Here is a 21,326-nt window from a genome sequence, read left to right on the forward strand (position 1 = left end):
TACGCGAACAGTTCCCGTGCCCACTGGTATGTCGATGCACGACATGGACGCGGTGGAGACGGGTCGCGTGGACACCGACAGCCAGTGGTACGAACTCTACCAGAAGGGGATCGAACTCGGGACGTGGGACGTTTCGAAACTCGTCGAGACCGTGGGGGTCGAGGAGGATCTGGCGGTGTGGAACTCGCTTGCGCCCGAGGAGAAAGAGCAGTGGGCGCGGCTGATCGCGGCGTTCGTCGATCTGGAACACGCAGTCGCCGAGGACGGCCGACGGATCATCGAGCAGATGGCGTCGCCGTATCTCGACGACTCCATCGAGAAGGAGATGTACGCGACGGTGTTCGCCATGACGGAGGCCAAACACACGCAGTTTTTCGACATGTACATCAACACCGTCATGAGCGACGTGTTCCCGGACACCCACCTCGACATCCGGCGTGGTGGGCAACCGCTTCCCCGCACGTCGGCCTGTGGCATGTCCAAACTCGGCGAGCGACAGGGGGCACACATGGCGCTGGCGGCCAACAACGGCGATCCCGTCGAGATAGCCCGCGCCGCGACGACCTACCACATGATGGTCGAGGGCATCGCCGCCCGCGGCGGCTACTTCCTCAAGAACAACATGATGGCCGAAGCCCCGCTCCCGCTGCTCAACAAGGGGTTCCAGTTCGTCAGTACGGACGAGGGCCGCCACGTGACCCACGGGCTGGAACTACTCTCGGAACTGCTAGAGAAGGAACGAGAGGGGATCCCGGAGTACCAGGGCGTCGACGAGGCCATCTGGGAGGAGTCGCTGGAGTGTCTCCCCCACGTCATCGACACGGCTTACTTCGTCTCGGCGGCGATGGACGATCCGCTCGGCGCGGACTTCGACGGCCTCATCCAGCGCGGGATGGAGCTGTGGCACGCCCAGTTCGAGGAGACGCTGGATCTGGAGGCCTACGCCCCGAACACCTTCTCGAAGGTGGCCCAGCGTGCCGCGAACGAGGCCGACGAGACCGACTACGACGCCCGGATCGAACACCACGCCGAGACCTACGCGAAGAAACTCGACCTCGGCGAGGCGACCGTCGTCACCGGAGGTGTCGCGGATGACTGACCTGACCGACATCGCGGGCGGTGGGGAGTTCACCGCCTCCGACGAAGAGATTGAACGAGCGCTGGAGGAAGCGAGCGAGGAACTCGGCGAACCAGTCGCGGAAATCGAGGAGGAAGTCGCCTACATCCTGGATTCGGGTACCGGGAGCGCGACCAACGAGGGCGTCGCCGGCACGTCCGTCGGTGCGAACGCCACGGCCTCCTCGGATCCACGGCTGGAGGCGCTGGAACTGTACAAATTGAACAACCGGATCTGAGACGATCCGCCCCGCTCACTCTCGTTCGACTCGCAGCACGCGATAGGCCCCACGCTCCTCGCTTTCGTCGTGGTACGCGACCGGTTCCTCGACGGCGACGACCGATTCCTCGTCCAGCGCCGCAGCCGTCACCACGCCGTCTGCGGCCTTCGTGGACACCGCTCCGTCGGCCACGTCGAACACCCGAAGCCCGTGGCCGTCGGCCTCACGGTCCCGGAAGTGCTGTGCGCTCGGTACGGCGATACGGTCGCCGGAGGTTCCGATCCCGGACGCGAACCCGCCGACCTCGGCGCGCCACGTACGTTCCCCATCGGGGCCGACGCCGATCGCGGTGTGTTCGTTCGGGTGGCGTGCGTCGGTCTCGCGGCCTTCCTCGGGGTAGGTGTTGCCGGTCACGAAGACGGCCCCGGAGTCGGTGGCGTGGACGTGGTTCGGGTAGGCGTAGACGCGTTCGCCGTCGACCGTATCGGGCGTCGCCAGCGGAACGCACCAGCGGTGGCTCCCGTCCTCCTCCAGCAGATAGCCGCAGTAGTCCCCGTGGCTCGCGACGGCGATCCCGTCGGCGAGGAGGGACACGTCCCCCACGCGCCGCCCGCCGTCGGTTCCGGGATCCCAGGTCATCCGTTCGGTCCCGTCCGCTCGGTCCAGCACGACCAGCCCGCACTGGTGGTCGCCGGGACAGCGGTTGTACGCCACCGCCACGCGGTCGTCCCGGACTGCGAGGCTGATCGGCGAGGCGTCCGTCCGGTAGCGCCAGTCGACGGCTCCGCCGGGATCGAAGGCGTAGACGACGCTGCGGAACTCTCGGCCCTCGTCGCCGCGTTCGTATCGGCGCGCCGCGACGTAGAACCGGCTCTCGCCCGCAACCACGTCCGCGACGAACGGTAACAGGAACCGGGTCTCGTCCTGCGGTTCACCCACGTCGGCGGCGGTCTCGTAGCGCCACCGAAGATCGCCGCTTTTCGGGTCGTGACACCGCACCGCGCCAGCAGCACCGCGCTCGCCGACGACGGCTGTGCCTTCGAGGGTATCGATGGCCACGACGCTCCCGTCGCTGGTCTCGCCGGGTCCGTCCCCGGCCGCGGTCCACCGCGGCGTCAGGTCGCGGTCGAACGCCCGGAGGTCGCCGTCGGCCGTCCCGACCAGCACTGCGTCGTCGGTGAGCGCGACGGCCGACCGTCGACCGAGGTGGCGGGAGCCGGCCGGGTCGACCTCGCCCAGCGGCGCGGTTCGGCGGCCGAAACTACTCATCGACGGGGAACGCCTCGTGGAGATGGTGGTGAGCCTCCCCGAACCCGTCGAGGACGCTCTCGGCCTGTTCGGTCAGCCGGTGGATCGCCCGCTCGGCGTCCCGGACGGCAACCAGCCGTCCGCGTGTGTAATCGTATTCCGGATCGTCGGAGTCCATCTGCGCGACCTCCTCTTCGAGGTCCACGAGGGCGGCGTCGAGGTGACGTTCGATCTCCGGTAAGGTTTCGGCGTTCGCCAGGGCCTCGATGGGGCCGTCAAGACTCCCTTCGAGTTCTGTCCGTGCGTGTTCGCGCGTACTTTCGTCGCCGATGCCGAGTGCCGTCATGACGCCCAATCTGAGGGCTTCGAGTTCGTCACAGCTCATAGTGTATCGTGTCGATCACAGCGTCTGATCGACGAGGTCGGAGACGATGCGGTCCCGGTCGAGGTGGGACGAGACGATGCGGTCGGCGTCCTCGTCGGCCACGCCGCCGTACCAGACGCCGTCGGGGTAGACGGCGACCATCGGCCCCTCGCCACAGCGGCCGAGGCAGGACGAGCGGGTGACGCGGGCGTCACACTCCTCGGAGTCCCGGACGGTCTGCCGGAGAGTCTCCAGCACGGCGGGCGCGCCGTCGGCGGCGCAGGTCTGGTTCGTACAGACCGCGACGTGCTTCTCGGGGGCGTCGTGGACGTGCGGGTCGTCGGCCACGTCCTCGCGGTCGGCGTGGGTCTCCTGGTGGGTCAGGGCTCGCAACATGGCCCGCGCGCCGCCCACGTCTTCCTCGTACCCGTCGAGTTCGACCTTGTACTTGCAGGTGTCACAGGACATCTCGACGCTCCCGCTACGGGCCTCCTGCCAGCGGTCGCCCAGCACGTCGAGCAACCGCGAGTCCGTGCCCAGCGGGTCGCCCGCCGCCGCGTCGACGTAGGGGTACTCCTCGTCGAACTCGTCGGTGTGATCGCGGATCCGCTGGGTCAGGACGCCGTCGCCCAGCATGTACGGGATCACGACCACGGCGTCGGGGCGGCGCTTGGCGATTCCGTGCAGGCTCTCCGAGAGGAGGGGTTCGGTCACGCCGATGAACGAGGCCTCGACGCGCGAGAACGCCCGCCCCTCGTCGAGGAGGCGGGCGAGCTTGTGCACGTCGCCGTTGGCATCGGGATCGCTCGACCCCCGCGCACAGACCACGGCGACCACGTCGTCCTCGGTCCGGTCCACCCCGAGGTCGGTCTCGATCGCGGCCGCCCGGTCGTCCAGCAGGTCGACGATTGCGGGGTGAATTCCGAGGTGCGCGCCGTTGTTCACGGTCAGCCCGTCGTGTGCCGCCCGGGCCTGCTGGACGGCCAGCGGCACGTCGTTTTTGACGTGACTCGCGGCGAACAGCGAGAGCGGGACCACGGTCACCTCAGAGACCGTCGCCGCGAGGCCGGCGATGGCCTCCGGGATCGCCGGCTCCGCGAGTTCGAGAAAGCCCGCGTCGACGGGCACGCCCAGCCGGTCTTCGAGGGCGGCCGCCAGCTCCCGGACCTGCTCGTTGGACTTCTCGCGCCGGGAGCCGTGGCCGACGAGCAGGACCGCCTCGTCGTCGAACGCGCCCGCGGCGTCGCCGCCTGCGGTGCTCCGACTCACGGGTCGACGCCCTCCGCCTGATCGAGGCTCCGCTGGAGCTTCCGCCGCCGCGACGGCGCGAACAGACCCGTCTCCTCGCTGCCTTCGTAGAGCCACGGGCCGACAGTCGGGACACTCTCGTCCTCGATCCCGAACCAGTAGCCGCCCGAGGAGGTCTCGGCGATCTCGTCACTGGGGGCGTCGACAGGCAGACCGTCGAGGAGTCCCCGAATCGTCTCCAGCAGTCGCCGGTCGTCGGCGACGAACGAGAGACCGACCGTCTCCGCCGAACTCTTGAAACAGATCGTGCCACAGCCTTCGAGCAGCCCCCGGAGGAGCTGTCGGTCGTGGTCGCCGAAGGTGTCGAACCGGTAGCCGCCCGGCTGGCCGTCCCGCGGGAGGCCGAAGGCCGCAGCGGCGCGAGACGGGAGATCGCCGAACACCTGCACCGTGAACTCCTCCTCGGCGCGGGTGATCGACGTGTCGTGGGCGTACTCGCGTTCGCGGATGCGCCGGTCGACCTGCTCGGCTCCCGCGATGGACGCGAGCCGCCGGGCCGCCGTCTCGTCGTTGGTCCTGACCGTCACGCAGTCCTCGCCGAGGTCGCCGTCGCCGACGACGCGGCCCCAGAAGTACGCCGTCTCCGGGTGACTCGCCAGCAGGTCCGACGGCACACCGGTCTCGACGCTCATGGGTCCCCTCCGTCGGTTGCGGCGACCTGGATCGCGTCGACCGGACACGCCGCGGCGGCCTGTTCGGCGTTCTCCCGGCGATCGTCGTCGAAGGTGACGGTCACCGTGTCGCCCTGGGTTCTCCGGTCGCGCTCGGCACTGTCGGCCGTCTCCTCGATGCCGGCCAGTCCGTCCTCCCGCTCGGTAAATCGGTCGTCCCTGACGAGACAGGCGAAGATCCCGTCGCAGGCCGCCCGATCGAGCGTGATGGTGTAGCTCATCAGTAGTCGTACTTGGTCTCGTAGCCCCGCGGGGTCACCATCCGGTCGTCCCAGACGTAGGTCTCGTCGTTGCCCACGAGGATCGTGGTCGTCATGTCGATCAGGTCCGTCTCGCCCAGTTCCGGGAGCTCCTCGAGGTCGACGATCTCGACTTCCTCGTCCTTTCGGCCAGCGGCGTGGACCACGCCGACGGGCGTGTCGGGGTCGCGGTGTTCCAGCAGGATCTCACAGCACTTCTCGAAGTTCTCCCGGCGCTTGCGGCTCCAGGGGTTGTAGATCGAGATTGTAAAGCCCTCCTTGGCGGCGGCGTGGAGCCGCGACTCGATGGTTGGCATGTCGGTGAGGTGGTCCGACAGCGAGATCGAGACGGTGTCGTTCACGAGGGGCGCACCCACGCGTGCTGCGCAGGACTGCGCGGCGGGGACGCCGGGCACCACGTCGAAGTCGAGCATCGAGGCGGTCGCGCCCTTGGACTCGACGATCTCCAGCGCGAGGCCGGCCAGCGCGTAGACGTTCGGGTCGCCGCTCCCGATGATCGCCACGTCGTTGCCGGCCAGCGCCCGGTCGATGGCCTCCTCGGTCCGGGAGACCTCGCCGCACATCGGCGTGTCGTAGATGTCCTCCGCGGATTCAGTTATCTCGTCGGGCAGGAGCTCGACGTAGGTCGTGTACCCGACGATGTGTTCCGCGTCGGCCAGCGCGGCCTTGGCCCGGTCGGTCATCCCTTCCGGTTGGCCGGGACCGAGACCGACCGCGATCAACTGCCCGGGATCGGCGTCGAAATCGTCGACCGTCGCGCCGACTTCCTCCTCCTCGTCGGAACTCGCGCCGCACCCGCTGGAGGAACTCGACGACGAAGACGCTCCGCAGTTGGATTCGGTGCTGTCTTGGGTGCCGGTCGTCGCTCCGCCGCACTTCGATTCCGTGTCTGTACTCGCGTCGTTGGTGGTGGTGTCGTCGGTACTCATCGTTTAGAAATCCTCCACGTCACGCCCGCCGCGGGGCGTGACGAGGAACTCGCGGTGGTCGTTCGCCCATACCTTCGTCTCCGTCGTGCCGATCAGGATAGACGAGCCCATCCCGCCGACCTTCTCGTCGTGGTCGGTCACCTCGTCGAGGGTGGTGATCGTCTGCGTCTCGCCGTCGACGTTGCGGCCGGCGTCGTCGCGGCCGGCGTCGTTGATGATGGCGACCGGCACGTCGTCGGCCCGCTGTTCGCGGACGACATCGATGGCCCGTTCGTAGTCGCGCCAGCAGTTGTAGAGGACGATGACGAACTCCGAGATCGCGGCCGCCCGCAGTTTCTCCTCGATCTCGTCCCACCCGCGCCACTTGTCCGACAGCGACACGGTGCAGAAGTCGTTCGAGAGCGGCGCGCCGAGGTTGGCCGCCCCGCCCAGTGCCGCCGTGACGCCGGGGACGATCTCGATGGGCACGTCCGTCGCGCCCTCCTCCTCGGCCATCGTGAACAGCAGGTCGGACTTGCCGTAGACGTTCGGGTCACCGCCCGAGACGTGAGCCACGTCCTCGCCGGCCCGCACGCGGTCGAACGCCTCGCGTGCGAGTTCGACCTGCCGGCCCATGGTCGAGCGGACCAGTTCCTGACGGTCGCCGTTCGGTCGTTCGAGGACGGTTCCTTCGTCGGAACTGGCGGCGACCCCACCGTCCGCGGCGGCCTCGACGGCTGCACTCTCGGGCGGCAGGGTTCCGTCCTTCCGGAGGAACTCCTGGTAGAGGTTCGAGGCGATCACGCAGTCGGCGGTGCTGATCACGTCTTTGGCTCGCTGGGTCATCCCGCCCGGGAGCCCGGGGCCGATGCCGACGACGTAGAGCGTACCGTAGTCGTCGGCCGCTGTCGTGTCGGCTCCGGCGTCGTCGGCCCCGCTCATCGTCCCACCGCCACCGTCACGGCCTCGTCGTAGCGCTCCTTCTCGCCGATCAGTTCGTGCTCGCGGCCGCCCGCGATGGCCGACGCCTCCGCGATACCGGGCCAGCCGATCAACTCCTTCGAACGCGAGGGTGAGGGGCCCTCGAACCCCTCTAAAGTCTCCTTCTCGAAGGCGACGACGCCCAGATCGAGGTCGGCCGCGGCCTCCAGCAGTCCCTCCTCGTCGTCCTTCCGCGTCCCGGTCGCGACGAAGTCCACGTCTTCCAGATCGTACTCTGTGCCTTCGAGGACATTCCGCCAGGCGGTCTCGAACTGCTCGGGTTTCGCGCCGGAGACGCTGCCGGTGCCAAGCACGACGCCGTCGTCGCCGTTGCGCTTCAACACCGTCACGTCGTCGTCGACCATCACGGCTCTGGGTCCGTCCAGTCGCTCCACGGGACCGAGTTCGTCGTCGAGTACGGCGAGGTTCGTCGCCACCGTCGAATCGCCGTTGACGACGTGGGCGTCCAGCGCCTTGGCCTGTTTCTCGACGCCCTGTTTGTCCGCGGCCTCGGACGCGGTGGTCATCGCCGGGACCGCGCCCATCGTCGCGAGGTCGTCGGCCACCTGATTCGCGCCGTGGTGACCCCCGGTTATGGGGATGGCCCACGTCAGTTCCTCGTCGACGACGACGATTGCGGGGTCGTCCCACTTGTCGTCCAGCAGGGGCGCTGTCTTGCGCATCGCGATCCCGCTCGCCATCAGCCCGACGAAGCAGTCGTACTCGCCCCAGTACTCTTCGAACACGTCGCCGTGGTACTCGATCAGGTCGATGGTCTCGTAGCGGTCGCCGATCTCCGCTTCGATCTCCTCCGCAGTCTCCCACTTTCGCTCGAAGGAAATTACTGCGATTTCCTCGGCGACCTCCCCGTCGCTGTCGGGGGTCGAGCAGTGGCCGCCGCCGTCGCTCGATCCGTCGCCGTCCGCGTCTGTGCTCCCGTCCGTTGTGTCGTTCGTATCCGTACTCATCAGTCGTCAGCCTCCGTTTCCGCGTCGTCGCTCCCACGCGACGCCCAGCCGTCGTAGAGGTAGGACCGCTCGTAACCGTCACCCGCGACCGCCTCGCCGACGATCACCAGTGCCGATGCGCGATAGCCGGCCTCTTCGACCCGGTCGCCGATGGTTTCGATCGTCCCCTCGATCACGTCCTCGTCCGGCCAGGACGCGTGGTAGACGACCGCGACGGGCGTCTCGGGGTCGTGGCCCTGGTCCAGCAGTCGGTCCATCGTCTCCGCGACGGCGTGGGTTCCGAGGTAGATACAGGTCGTCACGTCGCCCATCTCGACGAACTCCGAGATGTGATCCTCGTCGGCGTCCAGCGTCTTCCCCTGCGGTCGGGTGAACGCGACGTGGTTCGAGACCTCGTTGAGGGTCAACTGGGTCCGCAGCGTTGCGCTCGCGGCGAACGCGGCGGTCACGCCGGGAACGAAGTAGGTCGGGACGCCCTCGTGTTCCAGCGCGTCCATCTGCTCCAGCGCCGCGCCGTAGATGGCCGGGTCGCCGCTGTGGAGTCGGACCACGTTCTCGCCGGCCTCGTAGGCGTCCCGCATCAGCGGGATCAGCTCTTCGAGATCCTTGCCGATAGAGGAGACCGTCTCCGCGTCCGCGCAGTACTCGTCGAGGAGTTCGCTGTTGACCAGCGACCCGGCGTGGACGACGAGGTCGGCGGCCTCGACCAGTTCCCGGCCCGCGACCGTCAGCAGTTTCGGGTCGCCCGGGCCGGCACCGATGAAGGGGATCCCCTCCTGCTCGTCGCCGGCGCTGTGTTCGTAGACCCGGGAATCGCGGTCGGTCCGGCCCGCGGTCGCGTCGATGGCGTCCTGCGGGTCGGTCGGCCCCTCCGCGTCGGGGTCAGTCATCAGATCGCACCTCCGGCGGTTCGTCGCCACAGGCGACGCCTTCCGCTCGTTCCTCCGTGACGGGGGCGGGGTCATCGTCGCCTGCCGTCTCGAACTGCGCTGTCGCCAGCTCCTCTTCCGCGTCGCTCCGGGTCGCGTAGGCCAGCGTGTAGTAGTCGCGTTCGTCGATCTCGTCGGGATCGCCGGTCACGACCGTCTCGCCCTGCTCCATGAACAGCCGGCGGCCGTAGGTCACGTCGTAGTCCGCGTCGACCAGCCCCTCGTGGGTCGCGGGCGCGTCGGTCACTTTGAAGAGGATCATCCGATCCGGTCCCGTGGGGGAGCGGCCCCCATCGGCCTCCCGGAGTGCGAGCCCCGAGCCGGCCGGCACCTCGACGCCCAGCGCCGTCGCGAACGCCGTCATGGCGCTGACGCCGGGGACGACCTCCAGATCCACGTCGGGGTGGAAGGCATCCAGCGTGCGACGGAGGTGGCCGAACGTCGAGTAGACGTTCGGGTCGCCCAGCGTGACGAAGGCGGCGTCGCCCTCCCGGGCTCTGGGCGCGATTTCGGCGGCGGCTTCCTTCCAGGCCTGCCGGAGTGTCTCCTCGTCGCGAGTCATCGGGAAGTCCAGGTCGCCGATGCGCTCCGCGGGGACGTGCTCTGTCGCGACCGAGCGAGACAGTCGCCCCGGCGAGTACACCACGTCGGCCTCGTCGAGGACGCGTTTCCCCCTGACCGTCACGAGGTCGGCCTCGCCCGGGCCGAGTCCGACGCCGTAGAGGGTCATGGCTGCCCTCCGTCCGCCGCAACCTCCGACCCACTCGCGCTCCCGATCAGCATGTAGACCGGGTTGTCCGAGTCGAAACTCGTCGCGCCGGCGAGTTCGTAGCCGTGGCTGACCTGGAACTGGACGACGTCTTCCAGCAGGCCACGTTCGCGAAAGGCCTCGGTGGCCGCACCGGCGACCTCCAGCCGCGAGACGTTCATGATCACGCGATCGACACCGGTCTCGACGGCGTGATCGAGAACTGCCTCGTAATTGCGGGAACCGCCGAGAAAGAGCGCGTCGGCGTCCTCGGGCAACCCCTCGGGGGCCTCCGCGGCTCGCAGGTCGACCTCGGCGCTGGTCTCGTTCGCGTCGAGGTTCTTCTCGGTCGTCTCCAGTCGCGATTCCTTTCGTTCGACGGCGGTGACGCGTCCGGCCTGCCGGGCCGCCTCGATGGTGACCGCACCGGTACAGGAGCCGACTTCGACGAAGTGATCCCCGTCCGTGAGCCCTAGCTTCGAGAGCAACACGGCCCGGACCTCGGGTTTGGTCGGCCCCGCCTTCGCGTCGTGTGGGAGCGCTACGCGGGACATCACCGAATACAACCGGAGTCTCGAATAAAACAATTTTGGTTGTACTAACGAAAGCTAGATTTTCAACCCCGGCCGAGAACGGGCCGCTCGGGAAAGTATGCCGGGAGTATGGCAAAGGTACTTGAGTTTCCGGGACGCAGGGAGAGGCATGTCGGACGAGTCCGGCGAGTCGAACGTGCTCCGGAGCAAGCGGGACGCGACCCGCTACCAGATCCTCGTCCAGATCGCCGAGCGCCAGCCCGCGGTCAGCCAGCAGGAAGTCGCCGAGGCTATCGGGATCACCTCCCAGGCGGTCAGCGATTACCTGCAGGATCTCATCAAGCAGGGTTTCGTTCGGAAACACGGCCGGGGTCGCTACGAGGTGACCAAGGAGGGCGTCGACTGGCTCATCTCTCACACCAGCCGCCTCGAGGAGTACGTCACTCACGTCTCAGAGGAGGTGATCGGTCAGGTCGAGATCGAGACCGCCATCGCGACGGGCGACATCGAGGAAGGCCAGCCCGTCTCGCTGTCGATGCACGACGGTACTCTCCAGGCCACGCCCGGTACTGCCGGCTCGGCGACGGCGGTCGCGGTTACCGACGCCGACGCCGGAACGGACGTCGGTGTCACCGACTTCGAGGGCGTCCTCGACTACGAACTCGGCGACGTGACCATCGTCTCGCTCCCGCGGGTCGATAACGGCGGGAGCCGCGCCGTCGACACCGACCGCGTAGCGAATCTCGCCGCCGACCACGATCTGCTGGCGGTGGGGGGCACCGAGGCGCTGGCCGCCGCCCGCGCCGCCGACACCGACCCGGACCTCCGCTTCGGCACCGCCGAGGCCGTCCGCGAGGCCGCGACCCGCGGGCTAGACGTCCTCCTCCTGACCGTCGAAACCGACCTCGCGGGCCACACCGATCGGCTCCGCGAGGACAACGTCAGTTACGAGATCGTCGACGCCGCCGAATAACGAAAGGACAGCTGCTCAGGGCTTTTCAGTCCGACACCGCCAGGTGTCCGGGTTCTGCCGCTTGACCTGGCAGGTCGTCAGTTCACCGTCGATCAGGTCTTCGAGGAACTCCCGGACCGGCCCGGGATTCCGGTCGCTGACGACCTCGAACCGCTCGCCGCTCTCGATTCCCTCGAAGGCATCCCGGACGCGATCGCGGCGTTCCTCCGGCGGAACGCCACGGAGATCGACCGCGTTCTCGGGCACCTCGACGGTCCAGATCTCCTCGATTCGGTCGGCGACGGCTCCGCCGAGTTCCAGTGCCACGTCGGGCACGTCGTCGGGGGTCGGGCGAGGCTGGGACTGCATGTCGCCCGTGAAGGGGACTTCTGCGAGAACTGGCACGTCGAGGGCGTCGATGGGGTCGTCGCCGTCGAACAGGTCGTGGTGTTCGCCACAGGAGTCACAGACGAACTCGCCCATGTTCGAGACCACGCCGAGGACGGGTACCTCGTTCTCCTCGAACAGCTGGAGCGAGCGGTGGGTGTCCGAGACCGCCGCGTGGAAGGGCGTGGTCACGAAGACGACGCCGTCGACTCGCACCTCCTGCAGGGTGGTCAGGGCCACGTCCCCGGTGCCGGGCGGCAGGTCGATCACGAGCGTGTCGGGGGCGGCCCAGGCCGTCTCCTCGAACAGTTCGGTCAGCGCGTCGTGGGCCATCGCCCCCCGCCAGGCCAGGGGCTGGCTGTCGTTCATCAGCCCGACGCTCATGATTTCGAGGTCCCCCGGGCCGCCGTCGGCGTCCTCGTCGCCGCGGACCGCTCCGTCGCTCGCGCTCACGTCGATCGGCACGGGGTGCCCCTCCTCGTCGGACTGTACTGGGCCGCTCACGGAGAGGAGTTCGGGGACGTTCGGGCCGTGGATGTCGGCGTCGAACAGCGCCACGTCGTCGCCGTGGGCCGCCAGCGCGCAGGCCAGCGTCGTCGCCACTGTGGTCTTCCCGACGCCGCCTTTCGCGCTGGCGACGGCGATCACGCGGTCGGCCGTCTCGACGCCGATCTCGCGGCCCTCGGTGTCGGCAGACCTTGGGGCCTGCTCGACGTGGGCTCGCTCGACGCCCTCTACGTCCGAGACGGCCCGCATCATCGTCGACGTGACGGCCTGGCCCTCGCTGGGCGGGAACTCGGAGAGGTCCACCTGTACTGTCACGTCGCTGCCGTCGATTCGCACGTCGTCGATCAGGCCCGCCTCGAAGACGTTCACGTCGGCGTCGGGATCGCGCACCTTCCTGAGTGCGGCCTCGACGCGGTCGGAAAGCGGTTCGGTCGTGGTGGTATCCTCGGAACTCATAGATCGGGTCTGCGGTTCAGCCGGTCCTCCCCCGGTAACGCCGTGCTCTCGCCCTCGATGCCGCCGGTGAACTGCCGGCGGAACTTCCCGGGATCGGCCTCTACGGCCCGGGCCGCCGTGCTCCTGACGACCTGGGGCTCGTCGTCGTCCTCGGCCAGTTCGGTCAGTCGCTCTGTCGCGCGCTCGTCGTCGATCCCGGCCATGAGGTGTGCGGCCCACTCCCGTAAACGTTCGCTGTCGGCACGGGACTGCTCCAGCAGGACCGGGAGCAGATCCTCGCCGCGGTGTTTGAACAGCGAGATGGCGGCGTTGCGACGAACGGCGTGGTGGTCGTCGGACAGCGCCGCCTCGATACGGTCCTCGAACTCGATACGATCGATGTTGTCGAGCGCGACGACCGCCTCGGCTCGCACCCAGGGGTCCTCGTCGGCCAGCGTCTCGACGACGGCCGCCGCCGCTCGCTCGCCACCCAGGTCCGCCAGCGACTCGACGGCGAACTGTCGCACGTCGTCGTCGGGGTCGTTCGTCGCCGCGATCACCGCGTCCAGCACGGCCTCCTCGGGGCGTTCCTCGCCCAGCGCCAGCGCGGCCCGTCGGCGCTCGACGTGGTCGCCCGAAAGCAGGTCGTCGATCTTCTCGGCGGCCGATGCGTCCGCGACGGGTGACAGATCGGTCGCCTGGAGTTCTCTCGGGGTAGCCTCGCCGATAGTTACGTCCCGGCTCACCTCGATATCTTCGAGGCCCTCGGGGTCCTCGCCGAAGCCCGGGCTCTGCTCCGGGTGGGTCCGCGGGTCCGGCGGCCCGTCGGTCGCCTCCTCGGGGTCTCTCACGCCGTCACCCCCGTCTGCTCCGCGGTCGCACGCGTCACCAGCGCGACGCCGAGCAAGACGCCCATCGCCCGCGGGAGCGTGGCCGGCACGCCCGCGAGGACGACCAGCAGCGCACCCACTGTGAGCAGCGGCGTCCCGCGGCGCAATCCTGCGACGGCGGCCGCCTCGCCGCCGCCCAGCGCGAACGCGACGAGCAGGTGTGGCACGGCCACGACGCCGAACCCGACGAGCAGGACGGTCCCCGTCAAATAAGGAACAGTGACCGCCACAGCGACGAGGCCGGCGGCCGTTGTGAGTCCTGTGAGGGCGGCCAATCGGTCGATCTCGACCAGCAACGCGATCGCACCGGTCGCCACCAGCGCCAGCCCCGCGCCGACGGTCATGCCGGTACCGAGAAGACCCGTCGCGGCGGACAGCGAGAGCGCGACGGCCGCGACGAACCCGACGACGACGGCCGCGTGTCGCCCCTCGCGGTAGGTGGTCGGTCGGTCGAGTGACCCGGTCAGCGCGAGCGCGCCCCCGCCGATGACGCCGGCTACGGCGGGCAGGGTCGCCGCCGACGACAGCGTGGCGAGCGGTCCGAACACGCCGGCGAACAGCAGGCCGACCCGTCGCGTCGGCTCGGTTTCGGTGAGTGCGACGGCGAACAGCGTCGCGCCCAGCACCAGCGGCGTCCCGACGGCGAACGCGTCGAGGACGACCGCTGGCACCGCCAGCGGATCGAACGGGGCGTTGTGTGCGATGGTGACCGCGAATCCGACCGCGGTCATCGCGAGCGCGCAGATCCCCGCCCACAGCGCGGCCCGGTCGCCGTCGACTTCGATCCGGGCGAGCGCCGCCAACACCGACGACTCCGTTTCCTCGTCGGTCTCGGCAGTCGGGTTCGCAGTCGGTGACTCCCCGCTCACGCCGACCCACCTCCTTCGCGGCGGGCGGCGAGGTCGTCCACGTCCGCGTCGGTGAACGCGTCGAGGAACTCGCCGAGGTCGCCGTAGAACTCAGTCCCGGGTTCCGCGGCGATTCCGTCGGCGACGGCCTCGCCGACAACCCGGAGGTGCCGGTCGTGGAAGTCGAGCCGCGCCGCCGCCACGTCCGGATCGACTGCCGCTTCACGGCGGCAGAGATAGCCCATGAACTCCAGCTGTAGCTGAAGGTGGTCGTGATTGTCCCGCTCGTCCTGATCGACCTGACAGCCGAAGTACTCGTAAGCCCGCGCCAGGTCGAGGTTCACGTCGTTCCAGGACACCTCCGGCCGGTGGGCGGACTCGTACAGCGAGACCGGCGGTTCCTCGTGGCGCATCGTCCCGTCGGTGGCGTCGACCACCTCCGAGAACCCGATCACGAACAGGTCGTTGTACCGCGCACACAGTTTCTCGTAGTCGTCCTCGGTGGTCAGATCGGGCACTGTCACGTCCAGATCGGTGCGGTCGACCAGCGCGGCGATCTCCTCGCGGAACGCGCCGGTCTCGACCGCACGGTAGAGTTCCTCGTCGGGCTGGTCGAACGCAGCCGCCAGCAACGCGTAGACCGCGCCGCGAGCGCCCGCGTCGGTGTCGATCTCACCGGCCAGTCGGCCCGGATCCGGGCCGGTCGGTGCGTCGTTCGAGGCCATCAGGCCTCACCCCGCGTGCGCCGGACACCTTCGACCGTCACGAGCGTCGTGATGACGATTGCTGCGCCAGCGACGGCCCACAGCAGGAGTTCGTAGGGCGGCCCCTGCGGCCCGCCACTGAGTTCGAGGTAGTACCAGTCGCTCGCGGCCTTGTGGCCCGAGCGCTCCCCGTTCGAGCCGTTCCAGACCGCGACGGCAAGGTCTAGGTCTTCCTCGTCGGGGATCGCCGTCCGGTTGGCCCCGTCGCCCGCAGTATCACGTGAGAGGACGACTTCCCAGGTCCCGTTCTCGTATCGGCTGGCGTTCTCGAGGGTGCCGCCCATCGGCGACGTGGTGCCGGCACCGCCCGCGAGCAGTTCCTCGTGCGTGCCGTCGGCTCGCCAGAACCAGACGTTCACCGGGTTGTCCGCCGCGCCCATGGTGATCGGCGGTCGGGCGCTCTCGTTGACCGGCAACTGAACGGCGACCGCGTCCGCGAACTCCCGGACCTCGGCCGTGGAGGTATCCCTCGTCGCGTCCGCCCAGCTGAGTTTGAGGTAGAGCCGCTCGTCGGCCCGGACGGCCTGCAGATCCACTTCCTCGACGCTGGTCGAACTGGCGTTGGGGAGGCCGCTCTCGGCGCTGCTCAGGTGCAGCGTCGCCGCCGGAGCTTCGTCCCAGTCCTCGCTGCCCGGGCTGTCGAAGGTGGCATCGTCGCCGCCCTCGTGGACCGGCACCGCGAAGGCCGGCCGCGCCTCGACCAGCGCCGGTACCGCAACCGTCGTCGCGACCAGCGCCACCGCGAGCGCGGCCGCGAGCGTGAGTTCCCTACTCCTCATCGTCGAAGACCTCCAGCCGGTACTGCTGGGCGGGGTTGTCGGTCGTCAGGATGTCCATCACCTCGCTCTCCTCGCCCCGTTCGACCCTGTTTCGCTCCCGTTCGATCGTGTTCAGCGCCTCGTTGACCTCCGGCCCGAACAGCTCTTCGAGGTAGTTGCGCGGAATGCGCTCGGAGTCGAGGCTCTCCCCGCGCTCTGAGTGCTGTGGCGGCGCGTAGGGTGGGATGTAGTAGACGTTGGGCTCGGTGCGGTACTCGGGGTGGAGCCGGACCGCCACCTCGTGTTCGTTCACGAGTTTGTGGATCGGCCCGTCCTCGTCGTCGAGGTAGCCGACCAGCCGCAACTGGGGCGGACAGTCCTCGGCACAGGATGGGGCCCGAACCTCGCCCTCCGGTCCTTCACCCTCGATGCGGGGGTAACAGAAGATGCACTTCTCGGAGGTCTTCTTCACCGAGTTGTAGTACACCTTCTTGTAGGGACAGCCCTCGACGCAGTAGCGGTAGCCCCGACACCGTTCCTGGTCGACGAGGACGATGCCGTCTTCCTCGCGCTTGTAGAGGGCGCTGCGGGGGCAGGCCTCCACGCAGGACGGGTGGGTGCAGTGGTTACAGATCCGGGGCAGGTAGAAGTAGTAGGAGTTGGGGTACTCGCCGGCCCCCTCGTCCTCGTCCCAGTTGGGCCCCCACTCCGCACCGTCCATGGGCCGGAGCGGTTCGTCGCTGCCCTCGTAGAAGATCTGTTCGTGGTTGAACTCCCAGGCGCGGCCGTACTCCTCCTTCTCGGGGAGCTGGCCGGGTTGGCGTTCGCTCCCGTCGTCGGTCCAGCCGCCGCCCATCTCCTCCCAGTCCTTGGGATAGCCCGACCCGGGCTTGGTCTCGACGTTGTTCCAGTACATGTAGTCCCGGCCGCCGCCCTCGGTCCAGTTGGTCTTGCAGGCGATGGTACAGGTCTGACAGCCGATACACTTGTTCAGGTCCATCACCATCGCGACCTGGTGGTCGATTCCCTCCGCGAGGTCGACGCCGTCTCCCGCGTCGCCGCCGTCGCTCTGGGAACTCACTGGCCGTCACCTCCGCCGCTGCCGCCGGAACCAGACCCGTCGGTGGGTTCGACTTCGACGCGGACCTCGCTGTTGACGCCGGTCGGCCCCCAGTAGTTGGGGAAGAAGTACAGGTGTTCGCCGGTGTCTTCGGGGTACTGGACGAGCTGTGTGGGTTTCATGTACATCGGTACGAGACTGTTGAAGTTGTTGTCGTTCGGGAACTGGAACTTCTCCCAGGCGAAGTACATCCGGACGGTGCCGGGTTCGCTGCTGGGATACCTCTTGGCCTGGACCTCGACTTCGGCCAGGTCGTTGTACACCGTCACGGTGTCGCCGTCCTCGATCCCCCGTTCGGCCATGTCCTCGGGGTTGAGGTAGACGACGGGTTCGCCGCGCTGGAGCCGCAGCATCTTCTCGCTGTCGCGCCAGGTCGAGTGGATCGACCACCGACCGTGGGGCGTGTTGTATCGCAGCGGGTAGTCCGACTTCTCCTGCAGCGTCGGCGGCGACTTGTGCGTCGGTAGTTCCTCGTCGAGTTCGAGGAACCAGTCGTGATCGACGTAGTACTGCTGGCGTCCCGTGAAGGTCGGCCACGGCTCCTTGTCCTGCACGTAGCGCTTCCAGGGCGTGTACGCCTCGCCCTCCTCGATGTCCGAGGTCCAGTGGTCGCCGGCCGCGAGCAGCCGCCGGGGCTGTTCGTCGATGTCGTCGAAGGTCAACTGTTCGTTCGTGTCCGACGGATTCGACTCCTCGGAGTGTTCGAGGATGTACTCGGAGGCGGCCCTGTCCTCGGTCAGCGCGCCCTCCTCGCCGGTCTCCCAGTCGCGGACGTAGTCGTCGTGCACGCTCGTCAGGTCGATCTCACGGTCGAACTTCCGGTCGGGGATCGGGTCGATCCCGCGTTGCTGGGCGATCTCCTGGATCTTCCCGGCCAGTTCCCGGAAGATCTGCCAGTCGGTCTTGGAGTTCCCGAGGGGTTCGACCGCCGGGGTAAAGGGGTGCACGTAGCTGTGCATGTCCGTCATCGAGAGATCGTGTTTCTCGTAGTGGCTCGCCGTCGGCAGGACGATGTCGGCGTTCATCGCCGTCGAGTCCATCCGGAAGTTGATGTCCACGACGAGGTCGAGTTTCGGCCAGAGCTCCTCCTCGACGGCGACGTTGCCCTTGGCCTGATTGAAGTAGTTCCCCCGCCAGACGAAGAGGACGGATGGGTCGGGACGAGTTCCGTCCGACCGTTCCGAGGGATAGAGCGGCATCCAGTCCTTCTCGATGGACTCGCGGATCTTCGCCGCGGTCTCGGCGTCGGTGTTGTCGAGGATGCCCGCGTGGAAGTAGGTCCACAGCGTCGTCGGCACCCCGCGAACGGAGCCGGTCGGGAAGGACAGGGTCTGCCAGCCCTTGTACGTCCAGATCTTCTCCTGCCCGACGTAGTGGTCGAGCCCGGTGCCCTGCTCGCCCAGATTGCCAGTCAGCGTCACGAGCAACTGGATCGCGCGGTTCCCGAGGTCGTTGTGGTACCAGTCGTTGACCCCCTTGCCGTGGATGATCTTGGCCTTCTCGGCCTCGGCGAACTCGCGAGCGATCTCCTGGTGGGTCTCTCGCCCGACGCCCGTCTCCTCGTAGATGTACTCGGGCGTGTAGTTCGCCAGTTCGTCGGTGAGGTTGTTCCAGACCGACTGAATCGAGACCTGTCCGTCCGTCGTCCGGACCGACCCCTCGACGGCGAGTTGCGGGTCGAAGTCGAGTGCGATGCTCTCGGTCGGGTCCTTCTGCCCGTCGCGTTCGCCGAGCGACCCGGGCGCGACCCGCAGGTTCCCCTGCCCGTCCTGCATGACGAACATCTGGTCCGGGCGGTCGGCGTTCGTCGACAGGCCCTGGACCTCGCTGACCCGGAGGAACTTCCCGGTGTCCTCCCGGACCAAAAGCGGCATGTCGGTCTGCTCTTTGAGGTGGGCCTCGTCGTACAACCCCTCCTCGACGATGACACGGGCCATCCCCAGGGCGAGTGCGGTGTCGGTGCCCGGTTCCGGACTGATCCACTCGTCCGTGTGGATCGCCGTCTGGGAGTAGTCGGTGAAGATGCCGACGCGTTTCGTGCCGTTGTAGGCAGCTTCGAGGAAATACTTCGCGTCGGGGATGCGCGTGACGTTGATGTTCGAGCCCCAGGCGATGATGTAGTCGGCGTTGTACCAGTCGGCGCTCTCGGCGTTGTCCGTCTGGGTGCCCCACGTGATCGGCTGGCCCGGCGGCAGGTCCGAGTACCAGTCGTAGAAGCTGTGGGAGACGCCGCCCAGCAGATTGATCAGCCGCGAGCCCGACGCGAACGAGACCGGGCTCATCGCAGGGATCGGCGTGAACCCGGAGATGGCGTCGTACTCCTCGGCCTGCACCGTTTCGATCACCTCCTCGGCGATCTCGGTGAGGGCCTCGTCCCAGGAGATCTGTTCCCACTGGCCCGAGCCGCGATCGTCGACCCGCCGAAGCGGATTCAGGACGCGCTGGTCGGCGTTGACGTAGTCGGAGTAACAGGCCCCCTTCTGACAGCCCCGGGGGTTCGGATCCGGGATGTCTTCGTCGAATCGGGGGTAGTCAGCCGCCTGCGATTCGCGCCAGACCTGCCCGTTGCGGACGTACACCTCCCACGAGCAACTGCCGGTGCAGTTGACCGAGTGGGTCGACCGGGCCGTCGAGTCCCAGTCCCACTCCTCGCGGTAGAGGTCCTCCCAGTCCCGATAGGGGTAGTCCCCGATCGGGTCGTCGACGATCTCCAAACTGTTCATCGCACTCTGCTGTCCCAGGCCGAAGCCGGTGACGCCGACCGCCGTCGCCGCGCCGAGTCCCTTCAGGAAATCACGGCGGGCCGCGTCGACTCCGTCCGATCCGTCGTCCGTATCCGTTCGTTCACTCATGCGTCTATCACCACGGTTGCCAGTCCGCACATCACGCCGAGCGCCGCCAGCGCGAGGCCCGCTGCCGTGTCGCCGCCGACCTCGAGGCCGGTTGCGATCAGCGCGACCCCGCAGAGCTTGCTCGTTCGATCCAGCCAGCGATACCGCCGTGCGCTCAGTTCGATCTCAGTCATCCGTGTCCTCCGTCGTCGATCCTGTCCGTGCCGGTGCGCCGCCGTCCGCCGCCGCGCTCTCGCCGCCCGCCGGCGGTTCCTCGCCCCCGCGCAACACCGCGTAGGTGATCAGCCCCGCGGCGATGGGAACCAGGAACAGCGCGGCCAGCAGGAACGGCTTGATCGCGGCCGTCGACGAGCCCACGATGTCCGCGACGATCACGTCCATCCCCGCGATGGAGGCGACCATGATGAAGGTCACTCCGGCGATGCCGACCGCGGTCTGCCAGGGCCGCTCGAGGGGGCTCGTCGCGAAGTGGGTCTGCTCCTCGCTGTAGTCGATGAACGGCCAGGCCGCGACCGCCAGGAACACCAGCCCGGGCAGCATGAGGCCGCCGATGAACTCCGCGCTGACGTGGATCCCGAACAGGTCGAAGCTCATCCACGCGGGCACGAGCTTCAGGAACCCGTAGCCCCACATCAGGAACCAGTCGGGCATGATCAGCGACGGGGTCGAGGCGGGGTTGTTGGGACCGTACTCGGCGATGTTGTGGACCGGGAGGAACCCGGCCAGAAGCGAGAGCACCGCCAGTGTCAGGAAGAACACGACGGCGCTGACCGCCACCTGGTTGGGCACCGCCGGCAGGCCGATTACGACGGTGTCGTCGTCCCGGTCGACGGTCTCCCGACCGGCCACGTCGCCCTCGCGCTCGGCCTCCGTGTGCTTCTGGCGCATCAGGATAAGCATGTGCACGGCCAGCAGCGCGCCGATTATCAGCGGGAATATCAGTACGTGCAGGAAGAAGAGTCTGGGGATGGTCGCACTGGAGGGGAAGCTCCCGCCGAAGACGACCTGCCCCAGCGTCTCGCCGATCAGCGGCACCGATAGCGCCACGTTGTAGCCGATGCCGACGGCCGTGCTGGCGAACTCGTCGAACGGCAGCGCGTAGCCCGTGTAGGCCGCGAACATCGACGACCCGGCCAGACCCGTTCCGACGAGCCAGTTGAGCTCCCGCGGGTTGCGGTACGCCCCCGTGAAGAACACCCGTAACATGTGCAGGGCCATCGAGGCGATGAACAGGTGGGCCGCCCAGTGGTGCATCCGCCGGAGCAGCATGCCGAAGGGCACGTCGTAGGTGATGTTGAGGACGCTCACGAACGCCTCCGGCAGCTCCTCGCCCTGATACTCGGCGACGCTGCCCTCGTACTCGACTTCGGTGGTGCTCGGCTCGAAGAAGAAGCCGAGGAACATCCCCGTGAGGACGAGGATCAGGAAGCAAAACAGCGCGACCTCGCCGAGCAGGAACGAATCCTCGGCGGGGAAGGCCTTCCCGAGGAAGGATTTACTCTCTTCGAGGTCCAGCCGGTCGTCGAAGAAGCCGTAGATGCGGTCGAGTCGCCCCATC

Annotated in this window: 23 protein-coding genes; 3 read left to right on the plus strand and 20 right to left on the minus strand. The window is 68.0% G+C overall.

The features are described 5' to 3' along the window. Positions 1–28 precede the first annotated feature (28 nt). Together BV210_RS15225 and BV210_RS15230 are read left to right on the plus strand one after the other, a co-directional pair. The gene (locus tag BV210_RS15225) at positions 29–1,099 is read left to right on the plus strand and encodes a ribonucleotide-diphosphate reductase subunit beta (RefSeq protein ID WP_077207468.1); all 1,071 of its coding nucleotides are present in this window, start codon (positions 29–31) and stop codon (positions 1,097–1,099) included. Then, positions 1,092–1,355, plus strand: a complete 264-nt coding sequence (locus tag BV210_RS15230; RefSeq protein ID WP_084802655.1) for a hypothetical protein — start codon at positions 1,092–1,094, stop codon at positions 1,353–1,355. Before BV210_RS15225 ends, BV210_RS15230 begins: the two co-directional genes overlap by 8 nt. A gap of 15 nt (positions 1,356–1,370) precedes the next feature. Here the strand turns inward: BV210_RS15230 and BV210_RS15235 are convergent, their stop codons facing one another. Genes BV210_RS15235 through cbiT form a run of 11 tightly spaced genes read right to left on the minus strand, consistent with a single transcriptional unit; the run spans position 1,371 to position 10,276 of the window. Continuing rightward, positions 1,371–2,606, minus strand: a complete 1,236-nt coding sequence (locus tag BV210_RS15235; RefSeq protein ID WP_077207469.1) for a PQQ-binding-like beta-propeller repeat protein — start codon at positions 2,604–2,606, stop codon at positions 1,371–1,373. Then, positions 2,599–2,970: a DUF3209 family protein gene (locus BV210_RS15240; RefSeq protein WP_077207470.1), complete on the minus strand. Its 372-nt coding sequence runs from the start codon at positions 2,968–2,970 to the stop codon at positions 2,599–2,601. Before BV210_RS15240 ends, BV210_RS15235 begins: the two co-directional genes overlap by 8 nt. Positions 2,971–2,985: 15 nt before the next feature. Next, positions 2,986–4,218, minus strand: a complete 1,233-nt coding sequence (locus tag BV210_RS15245) for a CbiX/SirB N-terminal domain-containing protein (RefSeq protein WP_077207471.1) — start codon at positions 4,216–4,218, stop codon at positions 2,986–2,988. Next, on the minus strand, positions 4,215–4,889 hold the full coding sequence (locus BV210_RS15250) for a cobalamin biosynthesis protein (protein WP_077207472.1): 675 nt from the start codon (positions 4,887–4,889) through the stop codon (positions 4,215–4,217). The genes BV210_RS15245 and BV210_RS15250 overlap by 4 nt, the downstream gene beginning before the upstream one ends. Next, on the minus strand, positions 4,886–5,149 hold the full coding sequence (locus tag BV210_RS15255; RefSeq protein ID WP_077207473.1) for a ferredoxin: 264 nt from the start codon (positions 5,147–5,149) through the stop codon (positions 4,886–4,888). The genes BV210_RS15250 and BV210_RS15255 overlap by 4 nt, the downstream gene beginning before the upstream one ends. Further along, positions 5,149–6,117, minus strand: coding sequence for a precorrin-3B C(17)-methyltransferase (cobJ, locus tag BV210_RS15260; protein ID WP_077207474.1), 969 nt, complete (start codon positions 6,115–6,117; stop codon positions 5,149–5,151). Before cobJ ends, BV210_RS15255 begins: the two co-directional genes overlap by 1 nt. A 3-nt stretch (positions 6,118–6,120) precedes the next feature. Then, the gene (locus tag BV210_RS15265; protein WP_077207475.1) at positions 6,121–7,038 is read right to left on the minus strand and encodes a precorrin-3B C(17)-methyltransferase; all 918 of its coding nucleotides are present in this window, start codon (positions 7,036–7,038) and stop codon (positions 6,121–6,123) included. Further along, the gene (gene cbiG, locus BV210_RS15270; RefSeq protein WP_077207476.1) at positions 7,035–8,045 is read right to left on the minus strand and encodes a cobalt-precorrin 5A hydrolase; all 1,011 of its coding nucleotides are present in this window, start codon (positions 8,043–8,045) and stop codon (positions 7,035–7,037) included. Before cbiG ends, BV210_RS15265 begins: the two co-directional genes overlap by 4 nt. Next, complete coding sequence (locus BV210_RS15275; RefSeq protein ID WP_077207477.1) at positions 8,045–8,935, minus strand: cobalt-precorrin-4/precorrin-4 C(11)-methyltransferase; 891 nt, start codon at positions 8,933–8,935, stop codon at positions 8,045–8,047. The genes cbiG and BV210_RS15275 overlap by 1 nt, the downstream gene beginning before the upstream one ends. Next, positions 8,928–9,704, minus strand: a complete 777-nt coding sequence (locus BV210_RS15280) for a cobalt-factor II C(20)-methyltransferase (RefSeq protein WP_077207478.1) — start codon at positions 9,702–9,704, stop codon at positions 8,928–8,930. Before BV210_RS15280 ends, BV210_RS15275 begins: the two co-directional genes overlap by 8 nt. Beyond that, complete coding sequence (cbiT, locus tag BV210_RS15285) at positions 9,701–10,276, minus strand: precorrin-6Y C5,15-methyltransferase (decarboxylating) subunit CbiT (RefSeq protein ID WP_077207479.1); 576 nt, start codon at positions 10,274–10,276, stop codon at positions 9,701–9,703. The genes BV210_RS15280 and cbiT overlap by 4 nt, the downstream gene beginning before the upstream one ends. 148 nt (positions 10,277–10,424) lie before the next feature. Between cbiT and BV210_RS15290 the strand changes: the two genes are divergently transcribed. Next, positions 10,425–11,228 (plus strand): MarR family transcriptional regulator, encoded by an 804-nt coding sequence (locus BV210_RS15290; RefSeq protein WP_077207480.1) that lies wholly within the window; start codon positions 10,425–10,427, stop codon positions 11,226–11,228. Between the two features lie 15 nt (positions 11,229–11,243). Here BV210_RS15290 and BV210_RS15295 read toward each other — a convergent pair whose 3' ends face one another. The 9 genes from BV210_RS15295 to BV210_RS15330 are packed head-to-tail and all read right to left on the minus strand — an operon-like array spanning position 11,244 to position 21,325. After that, positions 11,244–12,557, minus strand: a complete 1,314-nt coding sequence (locus tag BV210_RS15295) for a P-loop NTPase (RefSeq protein ID WP_077207481.1) — start codon at positions 12,555–12,557, stop codon at positions 11,244–11,246. Further along, positions 12,554–13,387, minus strand: a complete 834-nt coding sequence (locus BV210_RS15300) for a HEAT repeat domain-containing protein (RefSeq protein WP_077207482.1) — start codon at positions 13,385–13,387, stop codon at positions 12,554–12,556. The genes BV210_RS15295 and BV210_RS15300 overlap by 4 nt, the downstream gene beginning before the upstream one ends. Continuing rightward, positions 13,384–14,295, minus strand: a complete 912-nt coding sequence (locus BV210_RS15305) for a hypothetical protein (RefSeq protein WP_077207483.1) — start codon at positions 14,293–14,295, stop codon at positions 13,384–13,386. Before BV210_RS15305 ends, BV210_RS15300 begins: the two co-directional genes overlap by 4 nt. Continuing rightward, entirely contained in the window at positions 14,292–14,999 is a 708-nt protein-coding gene (locus BV210_RS15310) for a molecular chaperone TorD family protein (RefSeq protein ID WP_077207484.1), read from the minus strand. Before BV210_RS15310 ends, BV210_RS15305 begins: the two co-directional genes overlap by 4 nt. Further along, positions 14,999–15,817, minus strand: coding sequence for an ethylbenzene dehydrogenase-related protein (locus BV210_RS15315; RefSeq protein WP_077207485.1), 819 nt, complete (start codon positions 15,815–15,817; stop codon positions 14,999–15,001). The genes BV210_RS15310 and BV210_RS15315 overlap by 1 nt, the downstream gene beginning before the upstream one ends. Beyond that, complete coding sequence (locus BV210_RS15320) at positions 15,807–16,877, minus strand: 4Fe-4S dicluster domain-containing protein (RefSeq protein WP_077207486.1); 1,071 nt, start codon at positions 16,875–16,877, stop codon at positions 15,807–15,809. The genes BV210_RS15315 and BV210_RS15320 overlap by 11 nt, the downstream gene beginning before the upstream one ends. Then, a complete protein-coding gene (locus BV210_RS15325; RefSeq protein ID WP_077207487.1) occupies positions 16,874–19,768 on the minus strand; it encodes a molybdopterin-dependent oxidoreductase in 2,895 nt (964 codons plus the stop codon). The genes BV210_RS15320 and BV210_RS15325 overlap by 4 nt, the downstream gene beginning before the upstream one ends. Then, entirely contained in the window at positions 19,765–19,941 is a 177-nt protein-coding gene (locus tag BV210_RS20330; RefSeq protein ID WP_172824911.1) for a hypothetical protein, read from the minus strand. The genes BV210_RS15325 and BV210_RS20330 overlap by 4 nt, the downstream gene beginning before the upstream one ends. Then, entirely contained in the window at positions 19,934–21,325 is a 1,392-nt protein-coding gene (locus tag BV210_RS15330) for a cytochrome bc complex cytochrome b subunit (protein WP_077207488.1), read from the minus strand. The genes BV210_RS20330 and BV210_RS15330 overlap by 8 nt, the downstream gene beginning before the upstream one ends. Between the last annotated feature and the right edge of the window lies 1 nt (position 21,326).

The sequence above is a fragment of the Halorientalis sp. IM1011 genome, assembly GCF_001989615.1.
GTDB lineage: Archaea > Halobacteriota > Halobacteria > Halobacteriales > Haloarculaceae > Halorientalis.

Excerpts from the sequence above, each read along its gene's own strand:
- BV210_RS15225 (WP_077207468.1), top strand. The coding sequence starts at position 29 with ATGTCGATGCACGACATGGACGCGGTGGAGACGGGTCGCGTGGACACC.
- BV210_RS15230 (WP_084802655.1), top strand. The coding sequence starts at position 1,092 with ATGACTGACCTGACCGACATCGCGGGCGGTGGGGAGTTCACCGCCTCC.
- BV210_RS15235 (WP_077207469.1), bottom strand. The coding sequence starts at position 2,606 with ATGAGTAGTTTCGGCCGCCGAACCGCGCCGCTGGGCGAGGTCGACCCG.
- BV210_RS15240 (WP_077207470.1), bottom strand. The coding sequence starts at position 2,970 with ATGAGCTGTGACGAACTCGAAGCCCTCAGATTGGGCGTCATGACGGCA.
- BV210_RS15250 (WP_077207472.1), bottom strand. The coding sequence starts at position 4,889 with ATGAGCGTCGAGACCGGTGTGCCGTCGGACCTGCTGGCGAGTCACCCG.
- BV210_RS15255 (WP_077207473.1), bottom strand. The coding sequence starts at position 5,149 with ATGAGCTACACCATCACGCTCGATCGGGCGGCCTGCGACGGGATCTTC.
- cobJ (WP_077207474.1), bottom strand. The coding sequence starts at position 6,117 with ATGAGTACCGACGACACCACCACCAACGACGCGAGTACAGACACGGAA.
- BV210_RS15265 (WP_077207475.1), bottom strand. The coding sequence starts at position 7,038 with ATGAGCGGGGCCGACGACGCCGGAGCCGACACGACAGCGGCCGACGAC.
- cbiG (WP_077207476.1), bottom strand. The coding sequence starts at position 8,045 with ATGAGTACGGATACGAACGACACAACGGACGGGAGCACAGACGCGGAC.
- BV210_RS15275 (WP_077207477.1), bottom strand. The coding sequence starts at position 8,935 with ATGACTGACCCCGACGCGGAGGGGCCGACCGACCCGCAGGACGCCATC.
- BV210_RS15280 (WP_077207478.1), bottom strand. The coding sequence starts at position 9,704 with ATGACCCTCTACGGCGTCGGACTCGGCCCGGGCGAGGCCGACCTCGTG.
- cbiT (WP_077207479.1), bottom strand. The coding sequence starts at position 10,276 with ATGTCCCGCGTAGCGCTCCCACACGACGCGAAGGCGGGGCCGACCAAA.
- BV210_RS15290 (WP_077207480.1), top strand. The coding sequence starts at position 10,425 with ATGTCGGACGAGTCCGGCGAGTCGAACGTGCTCCGGAGCAAGCGGGAC.
- BV210_RS15295 (WP_077207481.1), bottom strand. The coding sequence starts at position 12,557 with ATGAGTTCCGAGGATACCACCACGACCGAACCGCTTTCCGACCGCGTC.
- BV210_RS15310 (WP_077207484.1), bottom strand. The coding sequence starts at position 14,999 with ATGGCCTCGAACGACGCACCGACCGGCCCGGATCCGGGCCGACTGGCC.
- BV210_RS15315 (WP_077207485.1), bottom strand. The coding sequence starts at position 15,817 with ATGAGGAGTAGGGAACTCACGCTCGCGGCCGCGCTCGCGGTGGCGCTG.
- BV210_RS15325 (WP_077207487.1), bottom strand. The coding sequence starts at position 19,768 with ATGAGTGAACGAACGGATACGGACGACGGATCGGACGGAGTCGACGCG.
- BV210_RS20330 (WP_172824911.1), bottom strand. The coding sequence starts at position 19,941 with ATGACTGAGATCGAACTGAGCGCACGGCGGTATCGCTGGCTGGATCGA.
- BV210_RS15330 (WP_077207488.1), bottom strand. The coding sequence starts at position 21,325 with ATGGGGCGACTCGACCGCATCTACGGCTTCTTCGACGACCGGCTGGAC.